The 14,941-nt window shown below is 74.3% G+C and carries 9 protein-coding genes and 1 pseudogene; 6 read left to right on the forward strand and 4 right to left on the reverse strand.

Features of this window, described 5'->3' with window-relative positions; genetic code table 11:
• Positions 1-374: 374 nt before the first annotated feature.
• A complete protein-coding gene (locus AB0C96_RS12640; protein ID WP_362916518.1) occupies positions 375-767 on the forward strand; it encodes a tetratricopeptide repeat protein in 393 nt (130 codons plus the stop codon).
• Positions 768-857: 90 nt separating this feature from the next.
• Here AB0C96_RS12640 and AB0C96_RS12645 read toward each other — a convergent pair whose 3' ends face one another.
• Together AB0C96_RS12645 and AB0C96_RS12650 are read right to left on the reverse strand one after the other, a co-directional pair.
• Positions 858-1,172: a DUF6343 family protein gene (locus AB0C96_RS12645; RefSeq protein ID WP_362916520.1), complete on the reverse strand. Its 315-nt coding sequence runs from the start codon at positions 1,170-1,172 to the stop codon at positions 858-860.
• A gap of 96 nt (positions 1,173-1,268) precedes the next feature.
• The gene (locus tag AB0C96_RS12650) at positions 1,269-2,801 is read right to left on the reverse strand and encodes a UvrD-helicase domain-containing protein (protein ID WP_362916522.1); all 1,533 of its coding nucleotides are present in this window, start codon (positions 2,799-2,801) and stop codon (positions 1,269-1,271) included.
• A 501-nt stretch (positions 2,802-3,302) separates the two neighbouring features.
• Here AB0C96_RS12650 and AB0C96_RS12655 point away from each other — a divergent pair.
• The 3 genes from AB0C96_RS12655 to AB0C96_RS12665 are packed head-to-tail and all read left to right on the forward strand — an operon-like array spanning position 3,303 to position 9,657.
• A complete protein-coding gene (locus AB0C96_RS12655) occupies positions 3,303-6,185 on the forward strand; it encodes a DEAD/DEAH box helicase (protein WP_362916524.1) in 2,883 nt (960 codons plus the stop codon).
• Entirely contained in the window at positions 6,182-7,687 is a 1,506-nt protein-coding gene (locus AB0C96_RS12660) for an SWIM zinc finger family protein (protein ID WP_362916526.1), read from the forward strand. Before AB0C96_RS12655 ends, AB0C96_RS12660 begins: the two co-directional genes overlap by 4 nt.
• Positions 7,684-9,657, forward strand: coding sequence for a helicase-associated domain-containing protein (locus AB0C96_RS12665; RefSeq protein WP_362916528.1), 1,974 nt, complete (start codon positions 7,684-7,686; stop codon positions 9,655-9,657). The genes AB0C96_RS12660 and AB0C96_RS12665 overlap by 4 nt, the downstream gene beginning before the upstream one ends.
• A gap of 151 nt (positions 9,658-9,808) precedes the next feature.
• Here AB0C96_RS12665 and AB0C96_RS12670 read toward each other — a convergent pair.
• Positions 9,809-10,613: pseudogene (locus tag AB0C96_RS12670) on the reverse strand (RNA ligase (ATP)).
• A gap of 117 nt (positions 10,614-10,730) precedes the next feature.
• On the reverse strand, positions 10,731-12,167 hold the full coding sequence (locus AB0C96_RS12675; protein ID WP_362916530.1) for an FAD-dependent monooxygenase: 1,437 nt from the start codon (positions 12,165-12,167) through the stop codon (positions 10,731-10,733).
• 731 nt (positions 12,168-12,898) lie between these two features.
• Here AB0C96_RS12675 and AB0C96_RS12680 point away from each other — a divergent pair.
• Positions 12,899-13,843, forward strand: a complete 945-nt coding sequence (locus AB0C96_RS12680; protein WP_362916532.1) for a zinc-binding dehydrogenase — start codon at positions 12,899-12,901, stop codon at positions 13,841-13,843.
• A gap of 165 nt (positions 13,844-14,008) precedes the next feature.
• Complete coding sequence (locus tag AB0C96_RS12685; protein ID WP_362916534.1) at positions 14,009-14,905, forward strand: IclR family transcriptional regulator C-terminal domain-containing protein; 897 nt, start codon at positions 14,009-14,011, stop codon at positions 14,903-14,905.
• The last annotated feature ends 36 nt before the right edge of the window (positions 14,906-14,941 follow it).

Genomic DNA, 14,941 nt, shown 5'->3' on the forward strand with positions numbered 1-14,941 from the left:
TTTGTCGTGGGGGTGTGGTGGGGGGGGGGGGGGGGGGGGGGGGTGGGGGGGGGGGGGGGGGGGGGGGGGGGGGGGGGGGGGGGGGTGCTCCTCCTCCGGGGCCCCCGCCCCCCCCCCGCCCCCCGCCCCCACCCTCCACCTCCTCCTCCGTCGAGTTGCGTTTGTTCCGGGGCGCGCGGTGCCGTGTGATGCCGTGAGGTGCCGCGCCGTGTCGCGGCACGGCAACACAGGGATCGCCGGTCGGTTGAGGCCCGGCTGGTCGGGGAATGCCGCGTCCGGCGGGTTTGTTGTGGCCCCAGTAATGCCGAACGGTCCGTCGCCGTGCATGGCTCTGTAGCTGTGCGGTTGGCGACGGCGTCCGAGAGGAGCAGGCAGTGCCCGAGAGCAGCCCTGAGACGCATGTCATCGACTTCCGTGCCGCGGAGCAGCTGTTGGCGGCCCGTGACCCACGCGGCGCGATCCGGCTGCTGGATTCGGTCATTGCCGCACACCCCGAGAACACCGCGGCCCGACTGCTGCGTGCCCGCGCCTTCTTCCTCTCCGCTCAACTCCGGCCGGCGGAACTTGAGTTCCAGATCGTGCTGGAGCGTGAGCCGGACAACGCGTTCGCCCACTTCGCACTCGGCCGCACCCTGGAACGCGCCAACCGTTCGGATGAGGCGCTGCGCCACTTCCGGCTGGCGGCTGCCCTTGAGGCGCGCCCGGAGTTCCTCAGGGCGGCCCGCTTCGCAGGTGAGGACACCGGCAAGGGTGAACTCAGCTCGTAGGGAACTCCCCACCCGCACCGCGCGCCGCCCGGGCGAGCGTGGTTCCGGCCCTCAGCGCCCTCAGCAGCAGGTGTCGCGGGGCGCTGCGCGCTACGGCCTGGTGTCGCGCCGGCGGCCGGAGTCGTTCCGCGTGCCGAACACGTTGTTCCGGCCCCGGTCGGGCTCGTACGGCGGTACGTCCCTGCCCGGCTGGTAGTGCGCTCCCTGGTGGATGTGGCGGATCACCATGACCAGATCCGTCGCCGCCACCAGGGCCAGGGTGGCACACGCCGCGGCCCACTCCGGACGGCCGAAATCGGCGAAGGCCACGGCCCCGGCGATGGCCCACAGCAGTCCCCACAGCGCCAGCCCACAGCGCATTCTCAGCGGGCTGCGCGCGTGCAGTGGCTCATCTCCGGTACGCATCGGCACCCATCTCCTCCTTCCAGCATCCTCCCGATCGCCGAGTCCGTCACGCGTCCTTCCGACCCCCCCTTTCGTCCTTTTCGTCGTACGGAGCCGTCATGTCTGCGGCCTGCTCTCTGGAAGGCGGGGGTCGCCGGCCGGGTGGCTGTTGATCCAGGACAGCCCGCCGATGTCGAGCAGTGATCGGGCGCGGGTCACCGCGACGTACGCCAGGCGCGCCTCGTCGGGGTCGATCGGCCCGGGGAGCGGCGCTCCGTCCTCGTCACGTTCGTCGAGGTCATCGAGTCCGGTGAAGTCGTCCGCGATGCGCACGCTGGCCCACTCCCGGCCTTTGGCCCGATGCGCCGTGGAGACCGTCACCTCGGCGGAGTCCTGGGGGGAGAGCCGGTCCACCGCGCGTAGTACGGCTTCCGTGCCGTGCTCGTCGATGAGCTCAACCAGCGGCAGCAGGTCCCGGCCGGCCGGGTCGCACTCGGCGTACTCGCGGAGCTCCGGCCAGGTCTCGAACAGCATCAGCTCGGGATGGCCGGTGCGACGGCCGGCTTCGAGGTTGTGTGCGGCGTGGGCGAGGGCGCTCAGCTCCTGGCCGCCGCCGAGCGCGACCCGGCGATGAGCGGCCAGTTGCCGTATGACCTCGACCATCGCCCCCACGTTCGTCCGGCACAGGATGGCCTCCGGATCCCGGATCGGGCGTAACTCCGTTTCCAGGTGGGGCGAACCGGTGAGCCGGATCGGTGCGCCGACGATCGTCAGCCAGCGGTTGGCCTCGGCGGCCAGTGCCGGCCCGAAGCGGAAGGAGCGGGAGAGGGTGAGCTGTCTGCCGTCGAATCCGGTCATGACGTCCCGTGCCCCGCGCCAGCCGTAGATGGCTTGTGCGGAGTCCCCGACCAGCACCAGCTGGGCATGGTCCCGCTGGGCCGTGAAGACCTGCTCGACCACCGGGTTGGTGTCCTGTGCCTCGTCCAGCAACAGGAAGTCGGTCGGGATGACCGGTTCGTTCAGTGCCCACATCTTCAGGTAGTGGTCGTGTTCGAAGCGGACGGCGCCGTGGTCCGGATGGTGCAGGTCGGCCCAGGCCTTGCGCGCGTAGGGAAGGCAGAGGTCGGCGAGGTGGGCGCGCAGCGGCTCGGATTCGGCGCCGCGCAGGGGCGGCACATGGTGGGCGGCGATCTCCCGGTCCGCCGACTGGCAGAACCGGGTGACGGTGCGCAGGACCGTGTGGGAGAGCGCCTTGTGGTTGACCTTGCGGGCGCCGATGCGGACGGAGATGCCGTCGTCGATGCCCAGCGTCGCGCCCGTGCGCCAGCCGGCCCGCCGGGGGGCTTTCAGCCGCGCCCGGTACTTCCGGCTCACGGAGGTGTAGGCGAGGGCGTGGGCGGTGGTGCAGGCCACCTGGGTGGGGAACGCGCGGGCGGCGTGGCGGGCGACCGCTCTGTTGAAGGCGATGTACCAGCCGAGTCGGCCCTGGCGCCGTGCCGCGTGCGCGAGCATCGCGAGGGTTGTGGTCTTGCCCGTCCCGGCGCCGGCCTGGATCACGAGGGGGGAGCCGGCGCGGAAGGCTTCCGCGGCGGCGTGCTGCTCGGGGGTGGGGTGGTGGAGGGGGCCGGGGGTTGAGGGGTGGGTGGTCATTGGGGACTCCTCGTCCATGTCGCCTGTCGATTACTGAGAGTGATATCGTCACTGACTGTAAGGGATTTCGGCGGGCGGGCGAGGGCTTTGCTCCGGCCTGTGGATAACTCGGGTGCGGGTGCGGGTGCGGGTGCGGGTGCGGGTGCGGGTGCGGGTGCGGGGGCGGTGGTCGGGGCGCGTTGTCAGTGGCGTCTGCTTCCATCGGATTCCATCGGATTCCATCGAATGCGAGCAGGGCCGGCTGCCGTGGCGGCTCGGCGGGAGCGGAGCGGGAGGGCTTGGAGCGGGAGGGCTGGAGGAGGAACAGCAGGGGCCGGGAGCCCGGTGGGGGCGCCCGTAGACTCGCAGGTCGGCGGCGCACGGCGGGCCAGGCGTGGCAGCCCCACACGTGGCCACGCGGCCGGCGGGGAAGGGCCGGAGACGCGGCGGGAGAAGAGGCCAGAGCAGGGTCGGATCAGGGCCGGAGCAGGCCGACACAGGGCACGGACGAAGGGCAGGACGGTGCGGGACGGAGCGACGAGGCCGGGGGAGGGCGACGGGTACGCCGCGGCGGTCCGCTGCGCCGCGGTCTTTCTGCCCGACCAGCCGCCGCGCATCGGAAAGATCGCCCTCTGGCGGCCCGACGGCGGTCCGCTCCCGGACCTCGGAAGTGGGGGAGCGGACGGCTCGGCGCCGGGTGCGGACGGTGTGGTGGCGACCGGACCGCTGACCGTCGCCCGCCGGCACGGCAACGGTGCGCGCGGTCGTACGGTCCCGGCGCTGCTGCTCCCGCTCGCCGCGGCCGTGCCGCTGCTGATCCGTGCCCGGCACGACCCGGACGCCGACCCGGCCGCCGCCTGCTGGGGCGCGGCCACCCTGCATGCGCTGCAACTCGCCGCCCGCGGCAGACTCCTGCCCGGACTGACCGGCGACGACGTCGACGCCTGGCGTGCCGGCCCCCTCGACCCGGAGGACATCGCACACCTGCGGGCCATCGCCGCCGCCATGCCCGCCGAGGCCTACGCGGCGCCGCTGCCCGGCACCAGCCCGCTCCAACTGCACGACCCCGAGGCCCTGGTGCGGCGCTATGTGGACGCGGTCGTCGACGCGCTGCCGCGCACGCCCGGAGCCGGACTCGTGGCCGGCGCGCCGTTCGCCGCGAGCGCGCCCCAGCACGTGCCGGGCGCCCGGGAGTGGGCCGCCGAGGTCGCGGCCGGGGTCGATGCCGGGGTGCGGCTCTCCCTGCGCCTCGACCTCGCGCCGCACAAGCTCTTCGACAGGGTGGAGGAGGTCGGGGCCGGCGAGAGCGAGGAGCGCAGCGCGGCGGCGGCCGTCCTACAGGTGCACAGCCTCACCGACCCGACCCTGATGGCCGACGCCGGCACCCTGTGGGAGGGCGTGGGCCCGGACCACTTCGGGCCGCGCTCCCGGGTCGACACCCTCCTGGTGCTCCGCCGAGCCGCCCGCGTCTGGCCGCCGCTCGGCCGCCTCCTGGAGCGGCCGGTCCCCGACGTACTGCCGCTCAGCGAGGACGAGTTGTCCGACCTGCTGGGGGAGGCCACGCCCCGCCTGGGTGCCGCCGGAGTGGCCGTCCACTGGCCCAGGGAACTCGCCCGTGGGCTGACCGCGACGGCGGTGCTGCGCCCGGCACCGGGCACCGCCGCGGATGGATTCGGCTTCTTCGACGCCCATGAACTGGCCCGGTTCCGCTGGCAGGTGGCGATGGACGGCGTGCCGCTCACGGAGGCCGAGATGGACGCCCTCGCCGAGGCCCATCGCCCCGTTGTCCGGCTGCGTGACCGGTGGGTCCTGGTGGATCCCGGGCTCGTACGCAAGGCCCGCAAGCGGGAACTGGGCCATCTGGATCCGGTCGACGCCCTCGCCGCGACGCTCAACGGCACCGCGGAGGTGGATGGCGAGCAGGTCGAGGTGGTGCCCCTGGGGGCGCTCGCCGCGCTGCGCGGCCGCCTCACCGCGCCGCCCCGCCCGCTGTCCCAGCCGCCCGGGCTCCGGGCGACCCTCCGCGACTACCAACTACGGGGCGTGGCCTGGCTCGACACCATGACGTCCCTCGGCCTCGGCGGCTGCCTCGCCGACGACATGGGCCTGGGCAAGACCCTCACCGTCATCGCGCTCCATCGACACCGGCGCCCCACCGCGCCGGTCCTGGTGGTCTGCCCCGCCTCGCTCCTCGGCAACTGGCAGCGGGAGATCGAGCGCTTCGCCCCCGGCACGCCCGTGCGCCGCTTCCACGGCACCGGCCGCAGCCTCGACGACCTGGGCGGAGGCTTCGTCCTGACGACGTACGGGACGATGCGCAGCAGCGCCGCCCAACTGGCCGCCCGCAGCTGGGCGTGGGTGGTGGCCGACGAGGCCCAGCACGTGAAGAACCCGCGCTCCTCGACGGCCAGAGCGCTGCGCGACATCAAGGCGCCGGCCCGCATCGCCCTCACCGGCACGCCGGTCGAGAACAACCTCTCCGAGCTGTGGGCCCTCTTGGACTGGACGACGCCGGGACTCCTCGGCCCCTTGAAGACGTTCCGCGCGCTGCACGCCCGCGAGGTCGAGGGCGGCGAGGACCCCGAGGCGACCGAGCGACTGGCCCGGCTGGTCCGCCCGTTCATCCTGCGCCGCAAGAAGTCCGACCCCGGCATCGTGCCGGAACTCCCGCCCAAGACCGAGACGGACCACCCGGTGGCGCTGGGCCGCGAACAGGCCGCGCTGTACCGGGCGGTGGTCCGCGAGACCCTTGCCCGGATCGAGACCGCCGAGGGCATCGCCCGCCGCGGCCTGGTCATGAAGCTGCTCACGGCCCTCAAGCAGATCTGCAACCACCCCGCGCAGTACCTGAAGGAGGCCGCTCCGGGGCTGGCCGCGCGCTCCGGGAAGCTCGAACTCCTCGACGAACTCCTGGACACCATCCTCGCCGAGGGCGGCGCCACCTTGATCTTCACGCAGTACGTGGACATGGCGCGGCTGCTCGAACGTCACCTCGCGGCGCGCGGCGTCCCGGCCCAGCTGCTGCACGGCGGGACCCCCGTCGCCGAACGGGAGAGGATGGTGGACCGCTTCCAGTCCGGGCAGGCCCCGGTCTTCCTGCTGTCCCTGAAGGCGGCCGGAACGGGCCTGAACCTCACCCGTGCCGGCCATGTCATCCACTACGACCGCTGGTGGAATCCGGCGGTGGAGGAGCAGGCCACCGACCGCGCGTACCGCATCGGCCAGACCCAGCCCGTCCAGGTGCACCGCCTGATCGCCGAGGGCACGGTCGAGGACAACATCGCCCAACTGCTCAGCGCCAAAAGGGCACTCGCGGACGCCGTGCTCTCCGGAGGGGAGACCGCGCTCACCGAACTGTCCGATGCCGAGCTGGCAGACCTCGTGTCCCTGAGGAGGCCCGGATGAGCCGTCTCCCCACCTCCGGAGGCTCCGCTTTCGGAGGCCCGTCGTCAGGAAGCCCCTCGTCAGGAGGCCCCTCCTCCGGACGCGCCGCCGTCGCGGACCGACTGGCCCGCGCGGACCGCTCGCGTACCTTCCCGCCCCTGCCGGCCAGAACCGGCGCCCGGGGGCTGTTCGCCGAAACCTGGTGGGGAAGCGCCTGGCTGGACGCGTTGGAGACCACCGCCCTCGACAGCGCCCGCCTCGCCCGCGGCCGGACGTACGCCCGCGACGGGCACGTCGACACCATCAACGTCACCCCGGGCCGCATCATCGCCACCGTACGCGGCAGCCGGCCGCGCCCCTACACCGCCGACATCCGCCTCAGCACCCTCACCGACCAGGAGTGGCACGGCCTGCTGGACGCGATCGCCGCGGAGCCCGGCCGGCTCGCCGCCCTGCTGGCCAAGAAGCTGCCCCGGGAGCTGGCCGACGGCGAGGTGCGCCTCCTGCCGGGGCCGGGCGACCTCGTTCCCCGATGCTCGTGCCCCGACCACGGGCGGCCCTGCAAACACGCCGCCGCGCTCTGCTTCCAGGTGGCCAGACTCCTCGACGCGGACCCGTTCGTCCTGCTGCTGATGCGCGGCCGGGGCGAGCGCGAACTCCTCGACGAACTCTCCCGCCGCAACGCGGCCCTGACCGCCCATGAGACCCGCGCACACCCGCTCGCCACCCCACGACCGGCCGCCGACGGCCGCGGACAGCGAGGGCTCGCACGCACCGCCACCGGCGAAGGAACCGGCGCCCCCGGTGCCGGCCGCGTCGAGCCCACGGCGCAGCGGGCGCCCTCAGCTCCCACCGTCCTCGCCCGCGCGGCCCTCGCCGACCGCACCCGGCCGCCGCTCCCGCCGCCCCTCCCGGTGCCCCCGCACCCCGGCCACCCACCCGTCCTGCCGGACGCGGACGGCGCCCCGTTCGACCCCGCCGCGCTCGCCTTCCTGGCCGCCGACGCCGCCGGCCGCGCCCACGCCTGCCTCTCCGCGACCGCATCCCGGGGCGCCGACGGCGGACGGTCGGCCCACCAGAGCCCGTTCCCGGACCTCCCTCCATGGGAGGACGCCCTCCGCCTGGCCGCCACCGCCCACCCCACCGCGGGACTCACCTCCGCCACCCGCGCCCTCTACCGCGACCTCGCGGCGGCCACCGGCCGTACGTCCACCGACGTGGCCCGCGCCGTCGCCGCCTGGCGTCAGGGCGGCTCCGAGGGCCTGGCCCTCCTGGAGGGCACCTGGAACCCCCCGGCCGGCGACTTCGACCGGGCCCGCAGCGCCCTGATCGCCGCGGACCTCCCCGCCCTGCGGCCGCGCCACAACCACCTCACCGACGCCGACCGCGGCATCCAGCTCCGCTTCGGCCACGACAATCGCTGGTACCCCTACGAGTCCGAGCCCGGCGCCGAGGACTGGTGGCCCACCGGACCCGCCGACGCCGACCCCGTGGGCGCCCTGACCACCCTCCTCGCACGATGACTAACCTCAAGGCCGTGGAAGGTCTCGACACACTCACCCGGTCCCTCGCCCAGCGCACCCCCGAGCAGCTCGCCGCGCTCCTCACCCGCCACGCCGAGCCGCTCTCCCGCCGTCCCGCACCCACCGAAATACGCGGCCTGGCAAGCGCGTTGTGGTCCTACGAGACCCTCCACCACCTGGTGCTGCACCTCGACCACCCCAGGCTGCACGTGCTCGCCACCACCGCCCGCATCAGCCAGGAGCGCGCCGCCCGGGACGCCCCCGGTCCCACCGCGCCCGCCCCGGGCGCCGACTACCAGTCCCTGATGGCGCACCGGCTGTCGTTCGCGCAACTGGCCACCGCACCCGTCCCACCCGAGGACGTCTTCACCGCCCTCGACGCCACCGGGCCCGCCCGCCCCGCCGCCGAAGCCGCCCTGCGAGCGCTCTACGACGACGGACTCGCCGCCCCGACCGAGGACGGTGCCGTCGTCGTCCCGCCGCGGACCCCGCAGCTCCTGGCCGCCCACGACCTCGGCCCGTTCCGCCCCGACGCCCCGTACCTCGCCCCAAAGACCACCACCGACCCCGCTACGCCCGCCGCGGTGCTCCCCGCGACCTCGCTGCACGACGAGTCCCGGGCCGCCGCGGCCACCCTCGCCGCCACCGTGGAGCGCCTGCTGGCCTCCCTCGCCGCGCAGCCCGCCGCGCTGCGCAAATCGGGCGGCCTGACCGTACGGGAGATCAAGCGGCTGGCCACGGCGGCCGGCGCCACCGAACCGCACACCCGGCTCCTGCTGGATCTCGCCCTCGCCGCCGGCCTGATCGCCCTGACCCGCACCCCGGCCGGCATCACCGCCCTCCCCACCAGCGCCTACGACGACTGGCTGGACCGCCCGCCGGGTCAGCGCCTCGCCCCCGTCCTGGCCGCCTGGTCCGCCCTGTGGGCCGTCCCCACCCACACCCCCTTCGGGGAGACCCCCACCGCGCTGGTCCGCGGCCACGACCGGCACGCGCCCGCGCTCCGGCACGCCCTCCTCGCCGCGCTGGCCGGCGCCCCCCTCGGCGCGCCCCTTCCTCCCTCGCCACGCGCGGCGTCATCGCATCCGGGGCAGGACGCACAGGCCACCGGCGACCCGCTGCGCGGACTCCTCCGGGCAGCGGACTGGCACCGGCCTCTCGCCGTCACCGCCCAGCCACTGGCCGAGGAACGTGCCACCCACACCCTCGACGAAGCCGCCCACCTTGGCCTCGTCGCCCACGGCACGCTCACCCCCCTCGGTCGGGCGCTGCTGTCCGATCCGCACGCCCTCGACGCGGCGCTCACCGACTTGCTCCCGCCCCTGCTCGAACAGGCCCACTTCCAGGCCGACCTGACCGCCGTGGTGCCCGGCCGTCCCGCCGCCGCACTCGACGGCCTGCTCGCCGCCACGGCCGACCGCGAGTCCGAAGGGCACGCCGTCACCTGGCGCTTCACCCCCGCCTCCGTACGCCGCGCGCTGGACATCGGCCACACCGCCGACGGCCTCCTCGACGACCTCACCCGCGCCTCGGCGACCGGCGAGCTGCCGCAGCCGCTGCGCTACCTCGTCCAGGACGCCGCCCGCACCCACGGCCGGATGCGGGTCGTGCCCGCCGGCTGCTGCATCCGCTCCGACGACGAGACCCTCGTCAAGGAACTCGCCGCGCACCGCGCCCTGCGCGACCTGGCGCTGCGCACCATCGCCCCGACGGTCCTGGTCAGCGCCCGCCCGCCGGCCGCCACCCTGGACGCCCTGCGCGCCGCCGGCTACGCACCGGCGCTGGAATCCGACACCGGCACCACCACCGTCGAACGCCGCCCCGCGCACCGGTCCCATGCCGCCGCGCCCACCCGCGACCCGCAGGCGCCACTCACCCTCGCCCGCCGCCTCCTGGGGCTCCCGCCGCAGGAGAGCGACAGATCCAGCCGCACCCGACCCACGACGGGACCAGTCACCGCCGAGTCGTGACGGAGAACCCACCACCGCCGACCTGCGGCGGAAGACCGGCCACTGCCGACCCGTGACGGAAGACCGGCCACCGCCGACCCGTGACGGAAGACCGGCCTCCGCAGCCCCGTGACGGCCGGGCGCGCCGGCCCCAGCCGTCACGCGCGCCGCGTCACTCGAACTCCGTGCCGCCCTTACGCGTCAGATAGGCACCGCTGACCACCTTGGCGATGGCCCGGCCACCCAACTCGGAGCTGTAGCGGTCCTTGAGCGGACGCACCACCACGCCCTCCCGGATGTGCACCGCACGCCCGGACACCGTCTCCCGGCCCTCGGCCAGCTCCATCACCCGCCGTGGGTCATAGGGGCCGTGGTAGAGCGTCGGCACCAGCGGAAGCCTGCCGTCCAGCACCGCCTCGAGCTCCTTCGGATCCAGCCACCGCAGCCGCCCGTCCACGTCCACCGCGACGTCGAACGCCGCGTAGCCGGGCTCCCCGCGCCGACTGTCCGCGCCGTACCCGAGGTCCTGGACGCCGTCGCCGTAGACCTCCCCGTACACGCCGACCCGGGACGCCCCCAGCTCCGCGGCGATCTCCGCGGCGACCCGAGCGAGGTCATGGCCGCGCACCGCACGCCAGTACAGGTTCTTCGGATCCTCGGCCAGCGCCAGCCGCTGCGCCCCGAGCCCCTTCGACGTCACCAGGACGCGCTGGCCATGGGCGAGGTAGGTCAGGCAGCCGAATCGCCTTGACCCGGTTGGCAGCGGAGCCGGCCAGCTTGCCCGTCAGGCCCAGTTCGGCCACCAGCTCCTCGGGGAGCACGGCCTGTTCCGGTATGTACACGGCGAGGTCGCCGGTCCGATAGGCGCCCTTGGCGACGACCGCCCGGTAGAGCCCCACTTGCGCGAGCTCCAGCGCATCGGCGTTCGGATGCTCATGAATCGTCAGTTCCTCGACCGTGACGCGCAGCGTCGACATGCCCGTTCCCCGTTCCTGCGCACTGCGTCGGACGCCGCCCGGTGCGCCGCCCCGGAACCACTGTGATCGACGGCGGGACGGCGCAGCGACCGAATTTCGCCCTCCCGGGGAGCCTCCTCAGGAGGGAGGGCGCGGCCCGGTGGCCGGGGACGGTTCGGTCGTGGTCGACAGGGGCGGTGGGACGGATATCGGCGGGGTGTCCCAGTCCGCGGTCCGGCCCCGCACCGGGCGGATCCGCGACGTGCCGCGCAGCAGGCGCAGCGCCGCCGAACGGGGCAGGAAGCGCGCGGCGCGGACGGACGGGGTGACGACGTCGGCGTAGGCGCGGCAGACCGCGGGGTGCGCGGTGGCGGGGGAGTGCAGGGCCTCGCCGGTGGTCAGCGCCCAGGGTTCCTGGACGATGCGGCCGATGGTGCGCTGTACCTTCCGGGCGAGGGCCGGATCGTCCATGCCGTGCCGGCGCAGCGCCTCGCGGAGGGCGGCGGCGCTGTGCGCGGCGATGGACAGTCCCTGGCCGAAGTCCGGGCTCAGCGAGACCACGGCGCCGCCGAGCGCGACGAACCCCGTGGGCCAGGACGGCAGTCGGTCGTAGCGCCGTCGTCGACTGGAGGTGTCGCGGGTCAGCCGCACCTCGCTCAGCGGTTCGGCGTCGGCGATCAGGTCGCCGATGGCGGAGTTGCCGGTGCGGCGGGCGAACGGCGCGAAGCGACCGGCGTGTTCGGTCGGCCGGTCGTCTCCGGTGCCGGTGAGGGTGACCAGCCAGCGGCCGCCCTCGATGGGGACCAGGGTCGCCGTCGAGGCGGGCACCGCGCGGGCGGGGCCGGTGCGCACGGGGAGCTGGGCGTGGTGGGCCGAGCGGGAGGTGAGCACCGGGAGGTGCTGGGTGCCGTCCGGTGCGCGGAAGATACGGGTCGCCGAGACCGTCCCGGAGTCCGTGACGTCCTCGCCGGCGGGGGGCAGCCCCAGGAGCCGGAGCCGGTCCTGGGTGGTGGAGTGCCGGCCGGTGGCGTCGACGACGAGATCGGCGTCGAGCCGATACGTTTCGCCGGTCGTGGTGTCCCGGACCCGGACCCCCGTGATGTGTTCCGCGGTGCCGGTCAGCTGCTCCGCCTCGGTGCCGTCGAGCACCGTGACGCCGGGCAGGGTGGGCACCTGTTGGCGGACGGCCCGGTCGAGCAGATCGCGGGAGCACGCGATCAGGTACGGCATGCGCCGGCGGCCTAACCAGCCCTGCGGTGTGCGGGCGGCGAGTTCGGCCGGCATCGGTACCCGGCGGGCGCCCTCGGCGAGCCACCGATCGACGCTGCCGGGCAGCAGGGCGTCGACCATCCGGGCGCCGTCGGCGGCCAGCAGATGGGCGTGCCGGGCCTGCGGGAGGTCGGTGGGCAGGGCGGGGGTCCGCGACAGCCGTTCGCGCTCGACGACGATGACGTCGGCGTGCTCGGCCAGTGCCGCGGCGGTGAGCATGCCGGTGAAGCCGCCGCCGAGCACCACGGCCAGATAGGGGTGGGTGAACTGAAGCCCGCTGCTGCTCGGGTGGCTCGACGGGTTCATGGGCGGTCCCTTTCTCGGCGGCGCACGGTCCCCCGGCGCGAGCGGGAACCGTCCAGATAGGGCGGTGCCGCATACGGTCGGGAGTGCCGGCGTGCGGCGGCGATGACGGCGTCGGTGGCGGCCGTGAACGAGGCCGCCAGCGACGACGGCAGGGAGGGCGGCAGAGACGCGGTCGCGGTCCGCAGGATGCGCAGAGGTGCCGGTGGACGTGGTTGTGCTCGTTGTGGGTCCCGGCAGGCCGGCGCGATCGCCGGCCTGCCGCCCCCCGATTTCCCCATCATGATTCCCCCTCAGGCCGTGCCCGGGCTGCCCCGTGCGCGGCCACGTCCTCCGCCACCCGCCCGTATCACCGGGTGTGGGGGCGAGCGCAGCTGCCTCGCAGAGCGCACTCCGCCCCTGGGGACGCGGCCGTCACAACTGGTCAACGGCGGACACAATTCGGGATCGTAGGCGGCGGCGATCACATCCGATAGCCATGTTTGAGCGAGAGGTGCGACAGAGCCACCCGGGAAATACCGATGGGTAGATCCGAAGCAAAACGGAGCAATGGGTGGAAAGTGCCGCGCTACTTTCTCACGTCGCGAGAAAGCGGCCGGGAAAATCTCGTGCGGAGCGGGGGAAACGCGTGGGAAGCACCGAATGGTTGGCGCGAAATGATCGGGCGCACGCGGTCCTGTGAGCGCCGTGCTTACCCTGTGCGGGCACCGCACCGGAGAACGTGAGGGAGAGATGTGCGCGCGATCGTGATGCGAGAATTCGGGGGCCCGGACGTGCTGCGCCTGGAGGACGTCCCCGAGCCTGCGCCCCGCACCGGCCACGCACTGGTCGAGGTGAGCCTGGCCGGCATCAACTACGCGGACGTGCACGTACGGGGGGACTCCTATCTGGCGCCCGTCGAGCTGCCGTACATACCCGGCAACGAGGTCGTGGGGACCGTGGACGGCGGGCGGCGCGTCGTCGGCCTCTGCCGGGGCGGCGGGTACGCCGAGCGGACCCTGCTGCACCGCCGCGTCACCTGGGACGTCCCCGACGCCGTCAGCGACGAACAGGCCGTCGCGCTGGCGCTCCAGGGCAACAGCGCCTGGCACCTGCTCTTCACCTCGTTGCGGATCACCAAGGGCGAGACCGTCGTCGTACCGGCCGCGGCGGGCGGCGTGGGCTCGCTGGCTGTCCAGCTCGCCGCGCGGGCCGGCGCGAGGGTGATCGGCCTCGCGGGCACCCCGGAAAAGCGCGAGCTGGCACGGGAGTTGGGCGCCCACGCGGTCGTCGACTCGACCGCCGAGGACCTGACGGAGCGCATCCTGGACGCGGCGGGCGGCCCGGTCCAGGCGGCGCTGGAGATGACCGGTGGCGCCACCTTCGCGCGGACCCTCGCCGCCGTCGCCCCGCGCGGCCGGCTCGCGGTGTACGGATTCGCCGGCGGCGACCTGGCGAGCGTGCCGACCCGGGACCTGATGCAGCGGTCGCTCACCGTCTCGGGCTTCTGGCTGCCGCAGCTCTACGCGGACCGCACGGCGCTCCCGACCTCCATGAAGGCGCTGTTCGACGCGGTGGCCGACGGCTCCCTCAGGACGCTGATCGGCGCCGTCCACCCGCTCGGTGCCGCGGCCCGGGCGCACCACGACCTGGCGGCCCGCACCCCGACCGGGAAGCTGGCCCTGGACGTCACCCGATAATTCCGGTAGCCCGCGGCACCGGACGGGCACAACGCCTCCGGGGGCGCATGCCGGAACCGTCCGCCGGGGGCCGCCGTCCGAGCCGTGCGCGACGGGGGCGCCGGCTCGTAGCGGAACTGCCGTGCGGCCACGGCCGCGGAACACTGCCAGGGGAGAGAGCACACGATGGGCAACAGCACCACAGCGCCGGGCACCACGAGGGCTCCGGGGACCCCGGGCCGCGCCAAGACGACGCGTCAGACGGCCAAGGGCACGGCGTCGGCGGGTTCCCGGACGTCGGGAACCGGCCACGCCGAGCGGGTCTTCCTCGTCCAGACGGCCTTCGCCGAACTGGGCGGATCCGCCCACGGACCCGGCGAGATAGCCGAGTTCACCGGCCTGGACGACTCGGTCGTCTACCGCATCCTCCAGTCCGGTATCTACCAGCGGATCTTCGAGCGGGTCGACCGCGGTCTCTACCGGCTGCGCACCTCGGCCGCCCAGCTCGCCTTCACGGCGCTCGACCACCGCCTCGACGGCGCGCAGACGGTCCTCGGCGAGCTGCGGACGGCCACCGACGGGGGGCTGGCCTTCCTGTACATGGTCGCCCCGTTCTCCGGTGCACAACGGCAGTGCATCGACATGGCCGTCGGCGACTCCGACCTCGCCGAACTCGGCATGACGCCGCGCGACGTGCTGTCCGTGACGCGGTCCCTGCGCACCGGTGCCTCCGGGCGGACGATCCTCGCCTACCTCCCCGAGGTGCTCCAGCAGCGGGTGCTGGCCGAGCCCGTACCGGACCAGGCAGGACCCGGCGTCTACCGGGACAACGACGCGCTGGTGGCGTCCCTCGCGGAGGTGCGCGACCTCGGCTACGCGCTCGGGTACGAGGAGTGCATGGCCGGTTGGAACTCCTGTGCCGCGCCGATCATGTGGGACGGCTCCATCATGGGGGCGGTCCTGCTGCTCAAGCAGAAGTCCGTGATGCCGGTGGCTCCCGGCGGCGTCATCGAGGCGACGAAGGAGGCGGCGGCCGAACTCAGCCGCTACGGAGCGGCGCGGCCGGACGCGGGCGGGGCCTGAACCGCGGTCACACTGGGGCACGGACAACGCACACCA

It is taken from the genome of Streptomyces sp. NPDC048506 (assembly GCF_040651315.1).
Taxonomy (GTDB): domain Bacteria; phylum Actinomycetota; class Actinomycetes; order Streptomycetales; family Streptomycetaceae; genus Streptomyces.

What these genes read in the sequence shown, in the direction of transcription:
- AB0C96_RS12645 (WP_362916520.1), bottom strand. Translation starts at nt 1,172, where the DNA reads ATGCGTACCGGAGATGAGCCACTGCACGCGCGCAGCCCGCTGAGAATG.
- AB0C96_RS12650 (WP_362916522.1), bottom strand. Translation starts at nt 2,801, where the DNA reads ATGACCACCCACCCCTCAACCCCCGGCCCCCTCCACCACCCCACCCCC.
- AB0C96_RS12660 (WP_362916526.1), top strand. Translation starts at nt 6,182, where the DNA reads ATGAGCCGTCTCCCCACCTCCGGAGGCTCCGCTTTCGGAGGCCCGTCG.
- AB0C96_RS12665 (WP_362916528.1), top strand. Translation starts at nt 7,684, where the DNA reads ATGACTAACCTCAAGGCCGTGGAAGGTCTCGACACACTCACCCGGTCC.
- AB0C96_RS12675 (WP_362916530.1), bottom strand. Translation starts at nt 12,167, where the DNA reads ATGAACCCGTCGAGCCACCCGAGCAGCAGCGGGCTTCAGTTCACCCAC.
- AB0C96_RS12685 (WP_362916534.1), top strand. Translation starts at nt 14,009, where the DNA reads ATGGGCAACAGCACCACAGCGCCGGGCACCACGAGGGCTCCGGGGACC.